Source organism: Halomonas sp. HK25 (assembly GCF_047795635.1).
Taxonomy (GTDB): domain Bacteria; phylum Pseudomonadota; class Gammaproteobacteria; order Pseudomonadales; family Halomonadaceae; genus Halomonas.
This window is the reverse complement of record NZ_CP181044.1, coordinates 1,799,542-1,815,869: the sequence shown is the minus strand read 5'-3', so window position 1 is coordinate 1,815,869 and position 16,328 is coordinate 1,799,542. Positions and strand designations below refer to the sequence as shown.

Genomic DNA, 16,328 nt, shown 5'->3' with positions numbered 1-16,328 from the left:
CCCTTGCCGCTTCGTCATGACGCGCGGGTCGCCGCCGAGAAGGTGAAGTCCAGCATCCGATCGAGGGGGGCCGGATCTCGTAACAGGCGACTGCGCAGGGCAGCGCCTTCCCAGCAGTTGAGCAGCAAGTTGGCCAGTTCCAGAGGCTCCGAATCCCGGGGGAGCTCGCCCTGACGTCGCGCCTCCTCCAGGCAGCTGGCAATGCGACTTGTCACCTCGCCGAAGCAGGTCTCGATCCTGGCGGCGAAGGTCTCGTTCACGCCGGAGAGCTCCTGCCCAAGACCGCCCAGCATGCACCCCATGTAACCATCCTGGCGGTACTTCTCCCGCGACAGCTCGAAGAAGCGACGCGCCCGATTCAGCGGTGTGAGGGTGGGGTCGCCCAGGGAGGCATCGAGCCCCAGGTGCACCTCCTCCATGTAGCGGTCGATGACCTGCAGGGCGAACTCCTCCTTGCTGCGGAAGTGGTGGTAGAAGGAGCCCTTGGGGACGCCGGTCTCCTTCAGCAGCGCCTGGATGCCCAGGTCATTGTAGCCGTGCTCCAGCAGCAGCCGGAGCCCCGCCTCGATCAACCGTTCGCGGGTCGTCGTCATTCGCTCTCCTCTAGACTGACCGGTCTATTCAAACCATAGACGAGCCACGGACGCTGTCAAGCAAGAGGGGGCGCAACCCGCTGGATCGCGAGCCCGCCCCCTCTCCGCCTTCGTCCGCTACGACTCGTCCACCACCACCTCGAAGCCGCCATAGATCAGCCGCTTGCCGTCGAAGGGCATGGGGCTGAAATGCAGGGCGCCGTGCTCCTTGAATACCAACGCGGCGTCGCGGGCGTGCTGGATGTATTTCTCGCGGTTGGCGGTGGGCACCGCGGCGACGAAGCCATCGACATAGTTCATGGGATCTCTCCTCCGGTTGGGGTCTGCGACGGGGCGGTCTCGGGTGCCGGATCCCGTGGCGGCAGCTCGCGAATCGGACGCACCTCGACGGTGCCGAAGCGCGCCGGCGGGATGCGTCCGGCGAGGCGCAGCGCCTCATTGAGGTCGCGGGCCTCGAGCAGGTAGAAGCCGGCCAGCTGCTCCTTGGTCTCGGCGAAGGGGCCGTCGGAGACCAGCGACTCACCGTCGCGCAGCCGCACGCTGGCCGCGCTCTCCACGGGCTGCAGGGCCTGGCCGCCAAGGAAGTGGCCCTGCTCGGTCAGACGCTCCACCCCGACCACACACTCCTGATTGAGGTCGTGCCACTCCTGCTCGGTCATGGCGGCGATCAGGCTCTCCTGGTAGTAGACCAGGGCGGCATACTTCATGGTGCACCTCCTGTCTCCTGCTGGGGGCAGGTATCGGTCTGACAGGCGATCATCCAGGGCACACCGAAGCGGTCGGTCAGCATGCCGAAGCGCCGGGCCCAGAAGGTTTCGGCATAGGGCATGGTGATCTCCCCGCCCTCGGCCAGCCGCCGGAACACCTCGGCCGCCTGGGCCTCGTCGGTATACTCCAGGTGCACCCGAGCGCCCTGCGGGGCCTGGTAGCACTCCCCCTGCATGTCCGCCCCCATCAACCGGCGGCCGCGCAGGTTGAGTGAGGCGTGGATGATGCGGTCGTGCCAGTCCGCCGGGACCTCTTCGGCGGCCGGGGTCTGGGCATAGGGGATCAGCGCCTCCAGGTGGCCGCCGGTGACCTCGGCGTAGCAGGTCATCGCCTCGCGGCAGGTGCCGGGGAAGGTCAGGTGCACGTTGAGCTCATCGGGCTGCCGCGCCTGGACGCGGTGTTGCGCCAGGCCAGCGCTCGGCGCGAAGTCCTCGAAGGTGTAGTAGCGGCGCAGCTCCAGGGTGACGTCGCCGTCCTCGGGCGGCCACTGCCGCGCCCAGCGGATGGCCTCCTCCAGGGAGTCGACCGCGAGCACGCTGTAGCCGGCGAGCAGCTCGGCGCTGGGCTCGAAGGGACCGGATACCACTCGGGGTTCGCCGTCGCGAAACATCAGGCGGCAGCCCTCCCGGCTCGGCCGCAGACCATCACCGGAGACCATCACCCCGGCGCGCAGCATTCGCTCGTTGTAGTCGGCCATGGCTGCGAGCACTCCCTCGTCCGGCTGCGGATCCGACTCGGTCCGGGCATCGGCCTTGCGCATCAGCATGTATCGCATGGATTCATCCTCCGTTGCGGGTTACCCCCTCGAGTCGCGCCGGCCAGATGGAAATCGACAGCCGCCGTGGGATTTTTTTCGCTTTGTTTACCACGGGGTCAGTGCTCGGCCTCGAGCCCGGCCAGCCGGCTCTGCAGGTAGCGCCGCTCGGCGCCCTGGTCGCTAAGCGCCAGCGCCCGTCGGTAAGCGAGGCTCGCCTCGTCGCACCGGCCGGCACGGCGCAGCAGGTCGGCCCGAGCGGCATGGAAGAGGTGGTAGTCGGCCAGGGCCGCGTCTCCCTCCAGCGCCGTCAGCAGTCGCAGGCCAGCCTCCGGGGTGTCGCGCATGGCCACCGCCACCGCGTGGTTGAGGGCGACCACCGGCGAGGGCTGGCGGTGCTGGAGCGCCTCGTAGAGCCGCCCGATCGCCTGTTCCATGTCCATGGGCTCACCGCCTAGAAGCGCTCCTACAGGATAGCCGGCGAGCGGGCCCGGGCGATGCCGCGGTGAGCCACGATGAGCGGCTATAGTGACGACACCACCCGTCCTGCCTCTGAGGGCCCCATGCTCGAGTTCCGCAACGACCCTACCCTGCCCGCCCCGCTCTTTCCGGGCACCCACATGGTGCTGGACGACCGCTACGTCTTCCTCTCGGGCCTGACCGCCGTGGACATCCAGGGCGGCGAGACGGTGCTGGGGGATATCGACGGCGAGACCCGCCTTGTGCTACGCCGCATCCGCCGCATGCTGGAGTCGGTCGGTAGCGGCATGGACCGGGTCGTGCGGGTCGACGTGCATATCACCGACCTGGAGGAGATCCGCCGCATGGACGCCGTCTATGCCGAGTTCTTCGATGCCTGCCGCTACCCGGCGCGCACCTGCACCCAGTCGCCGCGGCTCTATGGCGGCGCCCATGTGGAGATCACGGTGATGGCCCGGCGCCCTGGCGGCGACAGTGCGACTGCACCGGCGTCGGCGGCGAATTCCTCGTAAAACGCCTCACGGTGGCCTCGATCAGGAAGGACGACACCATGCTCATGGTTCCCTGTTGGTCACGTCTTCCACGGTGGCCGGGGGAGTCACGCTGCGGCTGGCGGGTCGAACGCCGCTGGCCACGTCATGGTGGCTGAGGACTACCACCTCACGCGGCCACCACTCGGGATGGTGGTCGCGGATAAAGGCGATCAGCTTCTCCCGGACTTGGGCTTCCGCCTCCCAGGCACAGAAGGGTTCCGACCCCATGAGATAGAAGGAGACTTCCAGGGAGGTCTCACTCTGGTCGGTCACGGCACACGACAGCTTGTCGTGTTCAATGACCCTGTCATCCGCCTCGGCGAACGCCAGAAACTGCGCTCTCAGAACGTCGATGTCGGCACTCAGATGCAGATTAAGCACAAGTCTCCGATACTGCTTCGCCTCCTTGGCCGAGAGGTTCTGAAAGGGCTTGGAGACGAAATACCTGACCGGCACGATCAACCGTCGCTCGTCCCAGGTGCGCAGGCGTATGTAGGTGTAGAAGATACTCTCCACATAGCACCACTCGTCCTCGAACACCACGAGATCACCGATCCGTACGGGCTTTGCCAGCGACACCTGGAAGGACGAGAGGATATTGCCCAGCACCGCCTGGCCCGCGATCCCAACCAGCACCGTCAGGACACTGGCCGATGCCAACAGCGACACCCCCAGGGTCCCGAAGAGGTCGATCTGCGCCAGGACATACACCGTCACGGCGACCACCGTGACCAGGATGATGCCTCGCCGCAGCGCATACAGCGAGGTGAGCAGGATTCGCTCGTCGCGGTGCTTGGTGTCGTCGATTTCCCCCACCATCCGCCGCGTCATCCTCAGCAGGAAGGTGTCCAGCAGACGCAGGGCCACCAACCCGACGCCCCAGGCGAGGATGATGATCAGCAGCACCCGGAAGCTGGTCGTGGCCGCGCCCGAGAAGGAGACGACATAGTCGAGCAGGAGCTGGGCCACGAGAGACATGGCGATGAAGGCCAGCGGCACTTGGACATTGCCAATGAAGACTTTGAACATCCCCGCAGGCAGCAGGTTTGCCACCACCTTCACCAAGGCGAAGACCCCCCATCCCACCAGCCCAACCGCTATCAGGAAGGCAGGGATGGCGACCCACTCCCAGAGCTTGAGCATGCCGTACGTCTTGTTGAAACGCTCCGGGATATGCTGCTCCAGCCAGGAGGGGCCGTACTCCTCATAGAGCAGGCCCACTGCCGAGATGGATTCCGGGTTGATCAGCCAGACCGCATCGTCCTCACCCGCCCGATAGCGGCCCAGGCGGATGTCATAGGTCTGGCCCTTGGCATCCAGTGATACCAGGGGAAGATCGCGCCGCGGCTGACCCGCCCGAGGATGCTGGCCCGAAGCATCCTCGACCAGGGCATCCCGCTGTGCCGGAAGGTTGGAGACATTGAGCCATTCGCCTCGTCGGAGGACCTCGGCCAGTTGCCTGGCCAGCTCTCCCCCCCGCTCCGCCTGCTCCTCGGGTTCCAGGTCTGACAGGTTGAGAACATGCGCCGCCGTCGCGAAGTCCCCCTCCTCGGTCAGCTGCATGAAACTGCGCACCGCTTCTCGCGGTGTCACCCGTTTGACCTCATCGGGTGCCTCCCCCAGGCCCGCATTCAGCGCATCCACGGAATACCAAAGCCTCTCCTCTTCCACCTCCTGCGCCAGGCTCAGGGGGGAAAGCATCAAGGCCAACGCCAGCAGGATCCATGCGGTGAGTGTTTTCATCTCTCTGACCAGCCTCGGAAGGTGCCGGCGTGGCGGACCCGCAGGCGTAAAAGGGTTCCCTGGCATGCCGCCGCTCTGGACGACATGACCTATCCAAGTACACTTCATGAAGAGTTGCAACGCCCCGGAACTCACGACCCTGCCTGGAATATGGATGTCAGCCACACCACACGAAAGCGACCCCCACGACGAAGCAAGTGCTCCGAGGAGCCTCGAGGAGCTGCTGGCGGCCATCGAGGCGATCGAGGCACCGTCGGGGAAGGTCCACTTCGAGGAGATCCTGGAGGCAGTCGGCTGGCGCTCCTTCGGCCCACTGCTGCTGCTGGCCGGCGTGGTCACCCTGATGCCGGTGATCAGCGGTATTCCCGGCGTCCCATTGCTGATGGCCTGCTTCACGCTGCTGGTATGCGCCCAGCTGTTGATGAGGCGCCGAACCTTCTGGCTACCGGCGTGGCTTCGCCGACGCTGGATCTCCCGCAGCGCACTGCACAAGGGCCTCGGCTACCTGCATCGTCCGGCGCGCGGGGTCGACCGCCTGTTTCACCGTCGCCTGGCCGTCCTGACGGGCCCTCGGGGGGTGCAGGCCAGTGCCCTGGCTTGCCTGCTGGTCGCAATGAGCATGCCGCCGATGGAGCTGATTCCCTTCTCGGCCAACGTCGCCGGCCTGACGCTGTCGCTATTCGGGCTGGCGCTCATGGTACGTGACGGGCTGCTGGCGCTTATCGCCTTCATGCTGGCGGGCTCGAGTCTGACGCTGGTGGGGACCGCCCTTCTCTAGACAGGATGTCAAGCCACCGCGGCCCCGGTGCGCTGGCGTCGGGGGCCGAACAGGCAGGCCGCCAGCAGGATCAGCCCCGCCACGGTGGCAATCATGCCGGCGGCGCTGACCGAGGCCTCAAAGCCCAGCCAGCCGGGACCGTGGCCGGCCAGCAGGTAGCCGAGCACCGCCGAGACCACCGCGAACAGCTGGCTCCAGGCGACCTGGCGGCCGAGCCGGTTGGTCATCAGCCGCGCTGCCGCAGCTGGGCAGATGAACATGGCGATGACGATGATCGAGCCCACCGCCTCGAAGGCGGCAATGGCGGCGATGGCGACCAGGGTGACCAGCAGCAGGTCAACCAGTGCCGGTCGAGCGGACACGCTGGCCGCGAACTCCGGGTCGAAGCTGCCCAGCACCAGGTGGCGTCGCAGCGCCACCAGCACGCCCACCACCAGCAGCCCCACCCAGGCGGCACGGCCCAGCTGGGGCGGCAGGTCGGCCAGGGCCACGGGGTCGACCAGCGCCGCGGGGCCGGTGCCGTCGAACCAGATCAGGCTCTCCAGGTTGCCGTAGAGGGCATGCTCCACGTCCAGGTGCACGCCGCTGGCGCCGTGCCACTCCAGCAGCAGCACGCCCAACGCGAACAGGCTGGTAAATACCACCCCCATGGCGGCGCTCGCCTCCACCCGCCCCAGCCGGCGAATCAGCTCGATCATGCCCACGGTGACCAGCGCGGAGACCCCGGCGCCAAGCATCATCGCCGAGGAGGAGAGCACGCCTGTCAACAGGAAGCTGACCACGATGCCGGGTAGCGCCACGTGGCTGATGGCGTCGCCGATCAGGCTCTGGCGGCGCAGCACCAGGAAGTTGCCGAGCAGCGCGCAGGTCATGGAGATGATCACCGCCACGGCCAGCGGCACCAGGCTGAACATCATGAACTCGCTCATCGCACGGCCTCCCGGCGGCCCAGCAACTGGGCCTCCAGCGCCATGATCGCATCCGGCGAGAGCACCTCGTGGATGGGCACCAGCCCGGCATGTTCGCGGTGCAAGGCGTCGTCCGGGTAGCGTGCCCGGTAGATCGCCCAGAGCCGCTCCTCGTGCTCGGCGTCTCGGGCCGCGGCCAGACCCGCCGGGGTCGCCACGCCGTCGCGGCGAATATGGCCGCGCCGGCGCAGCAGGGTCAGGGTCAGGTCGTCGAAGATCGGCTCGTCGCGGGCGAGCGCCAGCAGCCCCTGCCGCAGGTGCACCCGACGGCGCAGCCGCCGGTAGGCCAGCAGCGAGGCCAGCACGCCGCGGCGTGGCGAGAACAGGAAGGAGAGCAAGAACAGCACGAAGGCGGAGAGCACGATCAAGGGACCGGTGGGCAGCCCCTCGCGCACGCTGGAAACGGTCACCCCGAGATAGCCGGCCAGGGCCCCGAGCAGCGCGGCCAGGGCCACCATGCGCATCGGCTGGTCGGTCCAGAAGCGCGCCGCCACCGGCGGGATGATGGTCAGGGCGACGATCAGGATCAGCCCGGTCACCTTGAGGCCGATCACCACCACCGCCATCAGCAGCATCAGCAGCACGAGGTCCAGGCGACCGGTGTCGATGCCCTGGGTGCGGGCGAAGTCGGCGTCGAAGCAGACCAGCAGCAGGTTGCGGCGCAGCACCAGCACCGCCACCAGCAACCCCAGGGCGCAGGCGGCAATCAGCTTGGCCTCGGAGGCGAGCATGCCCGCGGTGGCCCCCACCAGATAGCCGGTGAGCCCCGACTGTCCGACCACCGCCATGGACTGAATCACGGTGATCAGGACTACCCCGAAGGCGAAGAAGGTGGAGAGCACGGCGCCGATGGCGGCGTCCTCCCCCAGCCGGGTGTGATCACTGATCGCCTGCACCGCCCACAGGCCAATGGCCGCGCTGGCGGCGGCGCCGAGCAGCAACGCCGGCAGATAGCGGCCGTCACCGGTGGTCAGACCGACCAGGATGAAGGCCAGTGCCAGGCCGGGCAGGGTCGCATGGCTGATGGCGTCGCTGACCAGGGCGCGCTTGCGGAGCAGCACGAAGGTGCCAACCATGCCGGCGCCGGCCGCCAGCAGCATGGCGCCCAGGGTCACCACGCCGGTGTTGTAGCCGAGGGTGAAGGTCAATGCGCGCCACCAGGTCTCCATCAGCGCTCCCTGGCCGCCAGGGCCGGCTCGACCAGCCGCGCCAGCTGCACCGAGCTGAGCCGCCCGCCGTAGGTGGCCTGCAGGTTGGCCTCGGTGAACGTCTGATCGACCGGGCCGGCGGCGATGCGACGGACATTGAGCAGCAGCACGTGGTCGAAGTAGTCGCGCACCGTGGCCAGGTCATGGTGCACGCAGAGGAGGGTGCGCCCCTCGTCGCGTAGCGATTTGAGCACCTCGACGATGGCCGTTTCGGTGGCCGCATCGACGCCGGCGAAGGGCTCGTCGAGGATGGTGAGGTCGGCCTCCTGAACCAGCGCCCGGGCCAGGAAGACCCGCTGCTGCTGGCCGCCGGAGAGCTGGCCGATCTGACGCTCGGCAAAGGCCTCCATTCCTACTCGGGCCAGGGCCTGCATCGCCCGGCGGCGCTGCCCACGGCCGCCGAACTGCCACCAGCGCAGGTCGCGGAACAGCCCCATGACCACCACGTCGATCACCCGCGCGGGGAAGTCCCAGTCGACGCTGTTGCGCTGGGGGACGTAGGCCACGTGTCGGGTCATCTGCGCATAGGGTCTGCCGAACACCCGCACGTCTCCGGTCAGGCGCCGGGTAATACCCAGCGCCGCCTTGAGCAGGGACGACTTGCCGGCCCCGTTGGGCCCGATGATGGCGCTCATGCTGCCCGGCGGCGTGACGAAATCCACCGAATGCACCACCGGGCGATGATCATAGCTCACGGTCAGGCCGTGGATCGCCAGGGGGCTGGCGAGGATCGCCTTGTCGAGCCGGGCGTCGGCCATCAGGGAGCCTCCTCGAGGTGACTGAGTCGGCCCAGGCGCCCGCCCTCGGGCACCTCGCCGCCCAGGGCAATGGCGATCTGGCTGACGTTGTGGTCAAGCATGCCGAGCCAGGTGCCCTCGTAGCTGCCCTCGGGCCCCATGGCATCGGAGTAGAGCTCACCGCCGATGCGCACCTCGTGGCCGCGGGCGGCGGCCCCTTCCACCAGGGCCCGCACGTTGCGATCCGAGACCGAGGTCTCCACGAACAGCGCGCCGAGGTCGCGCTCCACCAGCATCCGCACCAGCGACTCGATGCGCGCCAGCCCCGCCTCACTCTCGGTGGAGTAGCCCTGGATGCCGAGCACCTCGAAGCCGTAGGCGTCGCCGAAGTAGCCGAAGGCGTCGTGGGCGGTGACCAGCACCCGCGCCTCCTCGGGCACGCTGGAAAGCACCTCACGGGCGTAGGCGTCGAGCGCCTCGAGCTCTTCCAGATAGGCCTCTGCGCGCTCGGCGAAGGCCTCGGCGTGGGCAGGGGCCATTTCGACCAGCGCATCGCGGATCGCCTCCACGGCGTGGCGCCAGCGGCCCGGATCCATCCACACGTGGGGGTCATGCTGGTCGGGGTACTGCTCGTCGGCGAGGCGCGCCTCTCGGGGCACCGCCTCGCCCACCGCGATCACCGGCTGGCGCCCACCCAGGCGCTCGAGGAAGGACTCGAGCTGCGCCTCCAGGTAGAGGCCGTTCCAGAACACCGCGTCGGCGCGGGTCATGGCGGTAACGTCGCTGCGAGTCTGGCGGTAGAGGTGGGGGTCGACCCCGGGCCCCATCAGGCCACGCACTTCCACCTGTTCGCCGCCAACCTCGCGCACCACGTCGGCGATCATGCCGGTGGTGGCCACCAGCTGCAGGCGATCGTCGGCGCTGGCCGAAGATCCCATGGTCAGGGCGCCGGCCAGCAGCAGGGGCAGGCAGGCAAGCATGGGGATGAGGCGATGAAATCGTGACACGTGAAGCTCCTGGTAGATCCTGGATCAGGCCCACCCCGGGCACGGAATGATGGGCATATTGTCCCTAGGGTACCGCGAACCGCGCAGGATGCTAATCAACCACGCCTAGACGCTCCATAGGCTGGATGCATGCAGCGCGTCATGGACCGAGCACGCCCGTTTCGCGGATCGCCCGCCCGACCTGGCGCAGCACCCTTTCTGAACGCTCAATATCACGCTCGCCTCGGGTACAGGCGACCACCACCACCCGGCGTTCGGCGGCGCCCTCGCCGCGGGAGGCGATGCCGGCATCGCAACTTCGCCGGTGCTGGGTGCCGGTCTTGTGGGCGAAGCGGACCTCCGGGCCCAGGCCCGCCTTGAGGCGCGCATCGCCGCTGGTGGTGGCGCTCATGATGGCCAGCAGCTCGGCGGTAGCCGCCGGGCCCAACGCCCGCCCCTCGCCGATGGCCGCGAGCAGCGCGCCGAAGGCGTTCAGGCGTCCTGCATTCAGTCCACTGGCCCCGGCGCTCAGCCCACTGGCCCCGGCGCTCAGCCCACTGGCCCCGGCGCTCAGCCCACTGGCCCCGGCGCTCAGCCCACTGGCATAGTAGGCGTCGAAGGCGGCATCGAGGCTCGGCAGCGCAAGGGACGCACGTGGCACGTCGAGCCGTTCGGCCAGGGCGTCGAGGCGTGCCGCGTCCTCCTCGGTCCGGCGCAGCAGGATGAAGTCCATGCCGGTGAGGACACGCGCGGCCGGGTGCATCCGGCCGTAGGCCTCGCGACGCACCTCGAGCAGCGAGGTGATGGGACCGAGACCGCCGCCCGCCAGATGCTCGGCCCGCCGGTTGACCGCCGCGAGGCCGAGGCGCCCGATCAGCAGGTCGGTGGCGGTGTTGTCGCTGACCATTAGCATCGGCTCAAGCAGCTCACGCAGGGTCAGGGCCGTGCCGGGCTCCGCCCAGTTGGTGGGGCCGGCGCCGTCCACGTAGTCACGCTCGCGCAGCACCAGCACCTCGTCGAGGGAGAGCTCGCCCGCCTCGACCCGAGCGAGCAGTTCCACGGCCACCGGCACCTTGACCAGCGAGGCCAGGTACCAGGTCTCGTCGTCGCGCCAGCCGAAGCGCTCGCCGCCCTCCCCCAGCACCCGAACGTGCAGGCCCAGATCGTCGTCCCCCTCGGCCTCCAGCGCGGCCAATCGCGCCTCCAACGCCGGACCCCAGATGGGCGCGCCCCAGGCCGGCAGGGCCAGCAGCAGGCTAACCAGCAGTCCGACCCACAGGGTCATCGCCCGGTGTCTCATGAACGCTGCTCCCGAAACCAGCGGGTCAGGGCGATCCAGCCGGCGGTGGCCAACACCAGCGCCACTCCGATGCCCAGCACCTGCGGGTAGCTGTACACCTGCCAGGCCTCCAGCAGGTAGCGGAAGACCCCGAAGATCACCACGATATGGAACACGAAGGCCTTGAGGGCGTCGCCGCCGATCAGGGTCAGCGGCCTGAGCCAGCGCGCTGCCGCCGCCCCGCCCCAGAGGCAGAGCGCCAGGATCACCAGGGCCCCGCCCAGGCTGAACAGCATGAAGGCGAGCTCCGGCGGGTGCTTGCCGACATTGCGCGCCACCGCCATCAGGGCGTCATGGGTCGTAGTCTCGGCCGCAATAAGGGCCAGGGCGAAGAAGGCCAGCAGCATCAGCCCGCCGGCGCCGCCGATGGAGAGCACCAGCCGCCGCCGGCTAGCCGGCGTCCAGTAGCCGCGCAGCAGCGCCTCACCGACCAGCAGCCCCAGCAGCACCAGCGGCAGCCGCGAGAGCTGGCCCCAGGTGTAATGATCGGCATCCTCCACCAGGATCGCCTTGAGCGGCTCGATGCCCCAGAAGGTGGCGTGGCGCTCCAGCCAGCCGGCGGCCAGGGCGATCACCACCGGCAACAGCAGGCGAGACCATAGTGGCAGGCGCCGCCACAGCGGCAGCACCCAGGGCAGCCACAGCAGGGCGATGGCGTAGAAACCCAGGATCTCGACCCAGATCGGGAAGCGCTGATAGAGCAGGGCGTCGAGGATGTCCTCCGGCGGGAAGAGCGGCAGCATCTCCACCACCGTCAGCACCTTGTACCAGAACAGCACCTCCAGTCCGCGCAGCATCAGCTTCAGGCGCCGCCGCGGCCAGTCCGCCTCGCCCACTCGGGGCAGGAAGGCCACGGCCAGCGCGATGCCGAAGACCAGGATGAACAGCGAGGAGGAGAACTTGGTGAGAAGGTGGACCGGCACCAGCCCCCAGTCGGGCAGCTGGCGAAGGCCATGCAGCCCGCTCACCGCGTGGCTCAGGATCATCAGGGCGATGGCGATGCCGCGGGCCAGATCGATGGCGTCGATGCGCCCCTCGGCACGCGGCAGCTGCGCGCGCTCGGCGAGCCGGTCCCGGATTGCCTGCCCTTGCATCTCTCGGCCTCCTGAAGGGTCGTCTGCCGGCGCTAGTCCCGGGGCTCCAGCGCTTCGACGCTGTCGAGGGTGAGACGCCGCCCCGCCTCCCGGGAGAAGGCGAACTGCCCCTCCACCCGCACCGCCTCGCCCAGGTGCGGGGCGATCATCTCATGGGGGAAGATCTCCACCCGGTGGAGGTCCTCGTCCTCGATCCAGTAGTGCAGGGGGTCCTCGAAGTGGCGCACCACGCCTTCGGTGACCACGCGGCTACCGTCGTGGGCCTCCGGGTTGCCGGCCAGCACCGCCAGCGGCACCTCGCTGGCCCGGGGGTCACCGCCGCAGCCCGCCACCGCGAGCGCCGCCAGGAGGATACCGCCGCCCACCCACTTCACCATGCTGCCTCCTCGTCCCGACGATTCGATCGCTCACCTGCGCAGAGTGTATCGGGAAATCGGTCGAGATGGCGCCATCCCGGCTACGGCGATGGTCAAGATCAAGCGTATCTCGGCGCCGAGCGACTATCCTGATAGGAAGGATGCGCGCAACGACAGGAAAGGAGGCAATCACCGATGGATGCCGGCCCTTTGCGGCCGGAGGAGAGTGTGCCATGACCATACCCATGACCCTCAAGGAGTACCTCAGGTCCTGCGATATCGACTTCGAGGAGCTCCCCCACCCCCGCGAAACGACCGCCAGCCGTATCGCCGAGAAGTCCCACATCTCTGGCGACCGCATGGCCAAGGCGGTGATGCTCCACAGCGACTCCGGTTATCGCCTCGCCGTGGTGCCCAGCAGCTGCGACGCCGACCTCGAGCAGCTTTCCCGGCTGATTCACGAGAAGGTCGCGCTGGCCTCCGAGCAGCAGATCCAGGATCACTTCCGCGACTGCGACCCCGGCGCCACCACCCCGGTGGGCCAAGCCTGGGGCCTGCAGGTCTATGTGGACGACATGCTCAGACACCAGCCGGACGTCTACTTCGATGCCGGCGACCACGAGACCCTGGTGCACATGAGCGGGCGGGAGTTCGACCGCCTGATGCACGACAGCCCCCACGGGCGCTTCAGCCGCCACTACTGACCCGGGCGCACACGGCGCCTCCTGCCAGGCCGCGATCCGCGTTGATCGCGGCCTTTTCATGCTGGCGAGCCGACTGCGCTATGGTAGCGGCCTGAGGCCCGCCGACTCGCCCGTCAGGAGCTCCCATGCCCCATCGCCGTTACCGTTCTCATTACCGTTCCCTGGTCGCCCCCCTCCTCGCCCTGACCCTTGCCGGCCTGCCCACCGCCGCGCTGGCCGACGCCTGCCCCGCCCCCGGCCAGTGGCAGCGCGGCGGAGAGGTGCTGGATACCGCCACGCTGATGGCCGAGCTGGCCGAGCGCCGCGTAGTGCTGCTCGGCGAGCAGCACGAACGCCTGGCCCACCACCGCTGGCAGCTGCACACCCTGGCCGGCCTGCACGCCCGCCAACCCGAGATGGCCATCGGCCTGGAGATGCTGCCCCGGGAGGCCCAGCCGGCGTTGGACGCCTGGGTGGCCGGCGAGCTCGACGAGGCCGCCTTCCTGACCGACAGCGACTGGCTGGACGCCTGGGGCTATGATCCCGAGTCCTACCTGCCGATCCTGCACTTCGCTCGGATGCAGGGCATCCCGCTGCTGGCCCTCAACGTCACCCCGGCGCTGCGCCAGCGGCTCACCGACGAGGGCTGGGAGGCGGTCCCGGCGGCGGAGCGCCACGGCATCACCCCGCCGGCGCCGGCCTCGGCGGGCTACCGCGAGGCGCTGGCCGAGATCTACGCCAACCACCCCAGCGAAGGCGAATATGAGGCGGGCCTCGAGCGCTTCATCGACGCCCAGCTGGTGTGGGACCGCGCCATGGCCGAGGGCCTGGCCGAGGCCAGCGAGGAGGCAGCGCTGGTGGTGGGACTGATGGGCCAGGGGCACGTCACCTACGGGCACGGCGTGCCCCATCAGCTCGCCGACCTGGGCATCGACGACGCCAGCAGCCTACTGCCCTGGCACCAGGACGCCGACGGTGCACCGCCGACGGGGCTGGCCGACGCCCTCTTCACCCTGGGTGATGAAGCCGCCTTCGAGCCCCCCGAGCCCCAGCGGCTGGGCATTCTGATCGCCGCACACGCAGACGGGGTGCGGGTGGTCAGAGTGATGGAAGAGAGCCTGGCCGAGACGCTGGGCCTGGCCGAGGGCGATCTGATCGTCGAGGCCGCCGGCCGGCCCGTGCGTCGCCCCGGAGAGCTCACCGATCTGGTGCGTCGCCAGACACCCGGCACTTTGCTGCCCCTCACCGTGACCCGCGACGGCGCCACCGAGGAGCTGCTGGCCCGCTTCCCGCTGCGCGACGAGGGCCGCTGAGCGCCATGACGACGCTGCCCCTGCCTCGCGGCCGCGCGCCCCTGCCGTGGGCTGTGCTGGTCGCACTGCTGGCCTCTCCCGCCTGGGGAGAAGCGCCCGGCCACCAGCGTCAGCTGACGCTGCACCTCGACCCCACCGAACGCCGGCTGACCGGCGAGCTGGTCCAGCCGCTGCCCGAGGGCGGGCGCTTCGCGCTGCTCGATGGCCTCGCCGTCGACGAGGCCCGCTGCGGCGAGCAGGCGCTGGATCTGGCACGTGACCGCAACGGCCACTGGGTGGTGCCGGCCTGCGACGCCAGCTTGACCCTGCGCTGGCAGGGGACCCTTCCCGAACCGGGGCGGGAAGCGCGTCACGGGCTCGGCGAGGCCGGCACCTTCCTGCCCACCCGCGGCGGCTGGTATCCCCATCTGGTCGAGGACGCCGGGCCGCTTTCGCTCGAGATTCATACGCCCCCCGGCCAGCGCGCGGTGGGCAGCGGCTCGCTGGTGGAGGAAGCGGACACCGAGGACGGCATCCAGGCACGCTTCCACCACTCCCATACCCGCGAGGTGGAGGTCGCCGCCGGGCCCTGGCGGCTGCGCGAGCGCGAGGTCGACGGCGTGACCCTGCGGGTGCTCTTCCCCGAGGCGCTGGACGCCGCCTTCGGCGAGACCTACCTGGAGCGGGCGGCGCACCATCTCGGCGCCTTCCAGGCCCGGCTGGGCCGCCTGCCCTTTGCCAGCTTCAGCATCGCCGCCTCGCCGGCGCCGGTGGGACTGGCCTTTCCCGGCTTCACCCTGCTCGGCGAGCGCGTGATTCCCCTGCCGTTCATTCCCGACACCTCGCTGCCCCACGAGATCATGCACGCCTGGTGGGGTGCCGGCGTGCAGGTGGACTATCCGAGCGGCAACTGGGCCGAGGCGCTGACCACCTACCTGGCCGACCACGCCGTGGCCGAGGCCGCCGGCGAGGATAGCGACCTGCGCCGCGGCTGGCTGCTCGACCTCGCCGCGTTGCCCACCGACCGCGAGCCGACCCTGCGCGAGTTTCGCGGCGTCCCCGATCCGGCCGGCCGCCTGGTCGGCTACCAGCACGGCGCCCTGCTCTTCCATATGCTGCGTCAGCGGCTAGGCGAACCCGCCTTCGACGCCGCCCTGCGCGCCTTCGCGTCGCGCTGGATGCACCGCACCGCCGACTGGCAGGCCCTGGAGGCCGCCTTCAGCGAGGCGGCCGACGAGGACCTCGCCCCCTTCTTCGCCGCCTGGCGCGACCGCCCCGGCCGCCCCGAACTCGCCCTCGAAGCGGTACGGTTCGAACCCGGCCCGCGCGGCGGCTGGCTGCACGGCGTGCTGGTCCAGCGCGGCGAGCACGCCCCCTGGCCCCTGGCAGTGACCCTCGAGGTGGAGACGGAGGCGGGGCCGATGACCCTGGTCCAGCCGATGACAGGCCGGCGCCAGCCCTTCGCGCTGCCGCTCGCCGGAACACCGCGGGCCCTGGAGGTGGACCCCGACGCCCAGCTGCTGCGCCACCCCGGCGAGCTGCCCAGCGTGCTGCGCCGGCTGCTGCTCGACCCGGAGACACGGCTCGTGGCCCTGACACCGGAGCTGGAGGCGCTGGCCGGGCGCGCCCTGGGGCGCCGGCTCGAGACGCGGCCCGCCGAGGCCGAGCTGGATGACGGCACGCCGCTGCTGGTGGTCGGCACCACCGCGCAGGTCACCGCGTGGCGCCAGGACCGGGGGCTCGCCGCCCCGCCGGCGCCCCGGGAAGGGTTCGAACTGGCCGGCCGGGCGCGGCTCTGGATGCACCCCGAGCACCCCATCGGCCTGCTCAGCGGCGACGACACGGAGGCGCTGGCCATGCTCGCCGCCCGGCTGCGCCACCACGGCCAGCGCAGCCACTTGGTGCTGGGCGAGGACGGCGAGACCCGCGACGCGGACACCTGGCCGGCAGGCGAGAATCCGCTGCGGGTAGCGTTCCCGCAATAATTGCCGGGGATAGCCAGTCGCGGCCCGGGCA

The 16,328-nt window shown here is 69.6% G+C and carries 18 protein-coding genes; 5 read left to right on the top strand and 13 right to left on the bottom strand.

Going from position 1 to position 16,328, the window contains the following annotated elements; all coding sequences use genetic code 11:
• Positions 1-14: 14 nt before the first annotated feature.
• The 5 genes from ACM26W_RS08665 to ACM26W_RS08645 all read right to left on the bottom strand — a co-directional run bounded on the left by ACM26W_RS08665 (position 15) and on the right by ACM26W_RS08645 (position 2,552).
• Complete coding sequence (locus ACM26W_RS08665; RefSeq protein WP_416140431.1) at positions 15-593, bottom strand: TetR family transcriptional regulator C-terminal domain-containing protein; 579 nt, start codon at positions 591-593, stop codon at positions 15-17.
• 117 nt (positions 594-710) lie between these two features.
• Positions 711-893, bottom strand: a complete 183-nt coding sequence (locus tag ACM26W_RS08660; RefSeq protein ID WP_416140430.1) for a DUF1428 family protein — start codon at positions 891-893, stop codon at positions 711-713.
• Complete coding sequence (locus ACM26W_RS08655; protein ID WP_416140429.1) at positions 890-1,300, bottom strand: YciI family protein; 411 nt, start codon at positions 1,298-1,300, stop codon at positions 890-892. The genes ACM26W_RS08660 and ACM26W_RS08655 overlap by 4 nt, the downstream gene beginning before the upstream one ends.
• Entirely contained in the window at positions 1,297-2,136 is an 840-nt protein-coding gene (locus ACM26W_RS08650; protein WP_416140428.1) for a YciI family protein, read from the bottom strand. The genes ACM26W_RS08655 and ACM26W_RS08650 overlap by 4 nt, the downstream gene beginning before the upstream one ends.
• 98 nt (positions 2,137-2,234) lie before the next feature.
• Positions 2,235-2,552: a hypothetical protein gene (locus ACM26W_RS08645; RefSeq protein WP_416140427.1), complete on the bottom strand. Its 318-nt coding sequence runs from the start codon at positions 2,550-2,552 to the stop codon at positions 2,235-2,237.
• Positions 2,553-2,630: 78 nt separating this feature from the next.
• Between ACM26W_RS08645 and ACM26W_RS08640 the strand changes: the two genes are divergently transcribed.
• Positions 2,631-3,107 (top strand): RidA family protein, encoded by a 477-nt coding sequence (locus ACM26W_RS08640; protein ID WP_416140426.1) that lies wholly within the window; start codon positions 2,631-2,633, stop codon positions 3,105-3,107.
• 42 nt (positions 3,108-3,149) lie between these two features.
• On the opposite strand, the gene ACM26W_RS08635 is transcribed toward ACM26W_RS08640, so the two are convergent.
• Positions 3,150-4,871: a mechanosensitive ion channel family protein gene (locus tag ACM26W_RS08635; RefSeq protein WP_416140425.1), complete on the bottom strand. Its 1,722-nt coding sequence runs from the start codon at positions 4,869-4,871 to the stop codon at positions 3,150-3,152.
• 154 nt (positions 4,872-5,025) lie between these two features.
• Between ACM26W_RS08635 and ACM26W_RS08630 the strand changes: the two genes are divergently transcribed.
• Positions 5,026-5,649 (top strand): exopolysaccharide biosynthesis protein, encoded by a 624-nt coding sequence (locus ACM26W_RS08630; protein WP_416140424.1) that lies wholly within the window; start codon positions 5,026-5,028, stop codon positions 5,647-5,649.
• An 8-nt stretch (positions 5,650-5,657) separates the two neighbouring features.
• On the opposite strand, the gene ACM26W_RS08625 is transcribed toward ACM26W_RS08630, so the two are convergent.
• From ACM26W_RS08625 to ACM26W_RS08595, 7 genes are all read right to left on the bottom strand, one after another.
• Complete coding sequence (locus ACM26W_RS08625) at positions 5,658-6,578, bottom strand: metal ABC transporter permease (protein WP_416140423.1); 921 nt, start codon at positions 6,576-6,578, stop codon at positions 5,658-5,660.
• Positions 6,575-7,786 (bottom strand): metal ABC transporter permease, encoded by a 1,212-nt coding sequence (locus ACM26W_RS08620; protein WP_416140422.1) that lies wholly within the window; start codon positions 7,784-7,786, stop codon positions 6,575-6,577. The genes ACM26W_RS08625 and ACM26W_RS08620 overlap by 4 nt, the downstream gene beginning before the upstream one ends.
• Entirely contained in the window at positions 7,786-8,583 is a 798-nt protein-coding gene (locus ACM26W_RS08615) for a metal ABC transporter ATP-binding protein (protein WP_416140421.1), read from the bottom strand. Before ACM26W_RS08615 ends, ACM26W_RS08620 begins: the two co-directional genes overlap by 1 nt.
• A complete protein-coding gene (locus ACM26W_RS08610) occupies positions 8,583-9,569 on the bottom strand; it encodes a metal ABC transporter solute-binding protein, Zn/Mn family (protein ID WP_416140420.1) in 987 nt (328 codons plus the stop codon). The genes ACM26W_RS08615 and ACM26W_RS08610 overlap by 1 nt, the downstream gene beginning before the upstream one ends.
• 139 nt (positions 9,570-9,708) lie before the next feature.
• A complete protein-coding gene (locus tag ACM26W_RS08605) occupies positions 9,709-10,848 on the bottom strand; it encodes a serine hydrolase (RefSeq protein WP_416140419.1) in 1,140 nt (379 codons plus the stop codon).
• Complete coding sequence (locus ACM26W_RS08600) at positions 10,845-11,981, bottom strand: acyltransferase family protein (protein ID WP_416140418.1); 1,137 nt, start codon at positions 11,979-11,981, stop codon at positions 10,845-10,847. The genes ACM26W_RS08605 and ACM26W_RS08600 overlap by 4 nt, the downstream gene beginning before the upstream one ends.
• A gap of 32 nt (positions 11,982-12,013) precedes the next feature.
• A complete protein-coding gene (locus ACM26W_RS08595) occupies positions 12,014-12,358 on the bottom strand; it encodes a hypothetical protein (protein ID WP_416140417.1) in 345 nt (114 codons plus the stop codon).
• A 212-nt stretch (positions 12,359-12,570) separates the two neighbouring features.
• On the opposite strand from ACM26W_RS08595, the gene ACM26W_RS08590 reads away from it, so the two are divergent.
• From ACM26W_RS08590 to ACM26W_RS08580, 3 genes are all read left to right on the top strand, one after another.
• A complete protein-coding gene (locus tag ACM26W_RS08590; RefSeq protein ID WP_416140416.1) occupies positions 12,571-13,041 on the top strand; it encodes an aminoacyl-tRNA deacylase in 471 nt (156 codons plus the stop codon).
• Between the two features lie 125 nt (positions 13,042-13,166).
• Complete coding sequence (locus ACM26W_RS08585) at positions 13,167-14,333, top strand: ChaN family lipoprotein (protein WP_416140415.1); 1,167 nt, start codon at positions 13,167-13,169, stop codon at positions 14,331-14,333.
• 5 nt (positions 14,334-14,338) lie between these two features.
• Positions 14,339-16,297 carry a M1 family metallopeptidase gene (locus tag ACM26W_RS08580; RefSeq protein ID WP_416140414.1) on the top strand — a complete coding sequence of 653 codons (1,959 nt, stop codon included), beginning with the start codon at positions 14,339-14,341 and terminating at the stop codon, positions 16,295-16,297.
• The last annotated feature ends 31 nt before the right edge of the window (positions 16,298-16,328 follow it).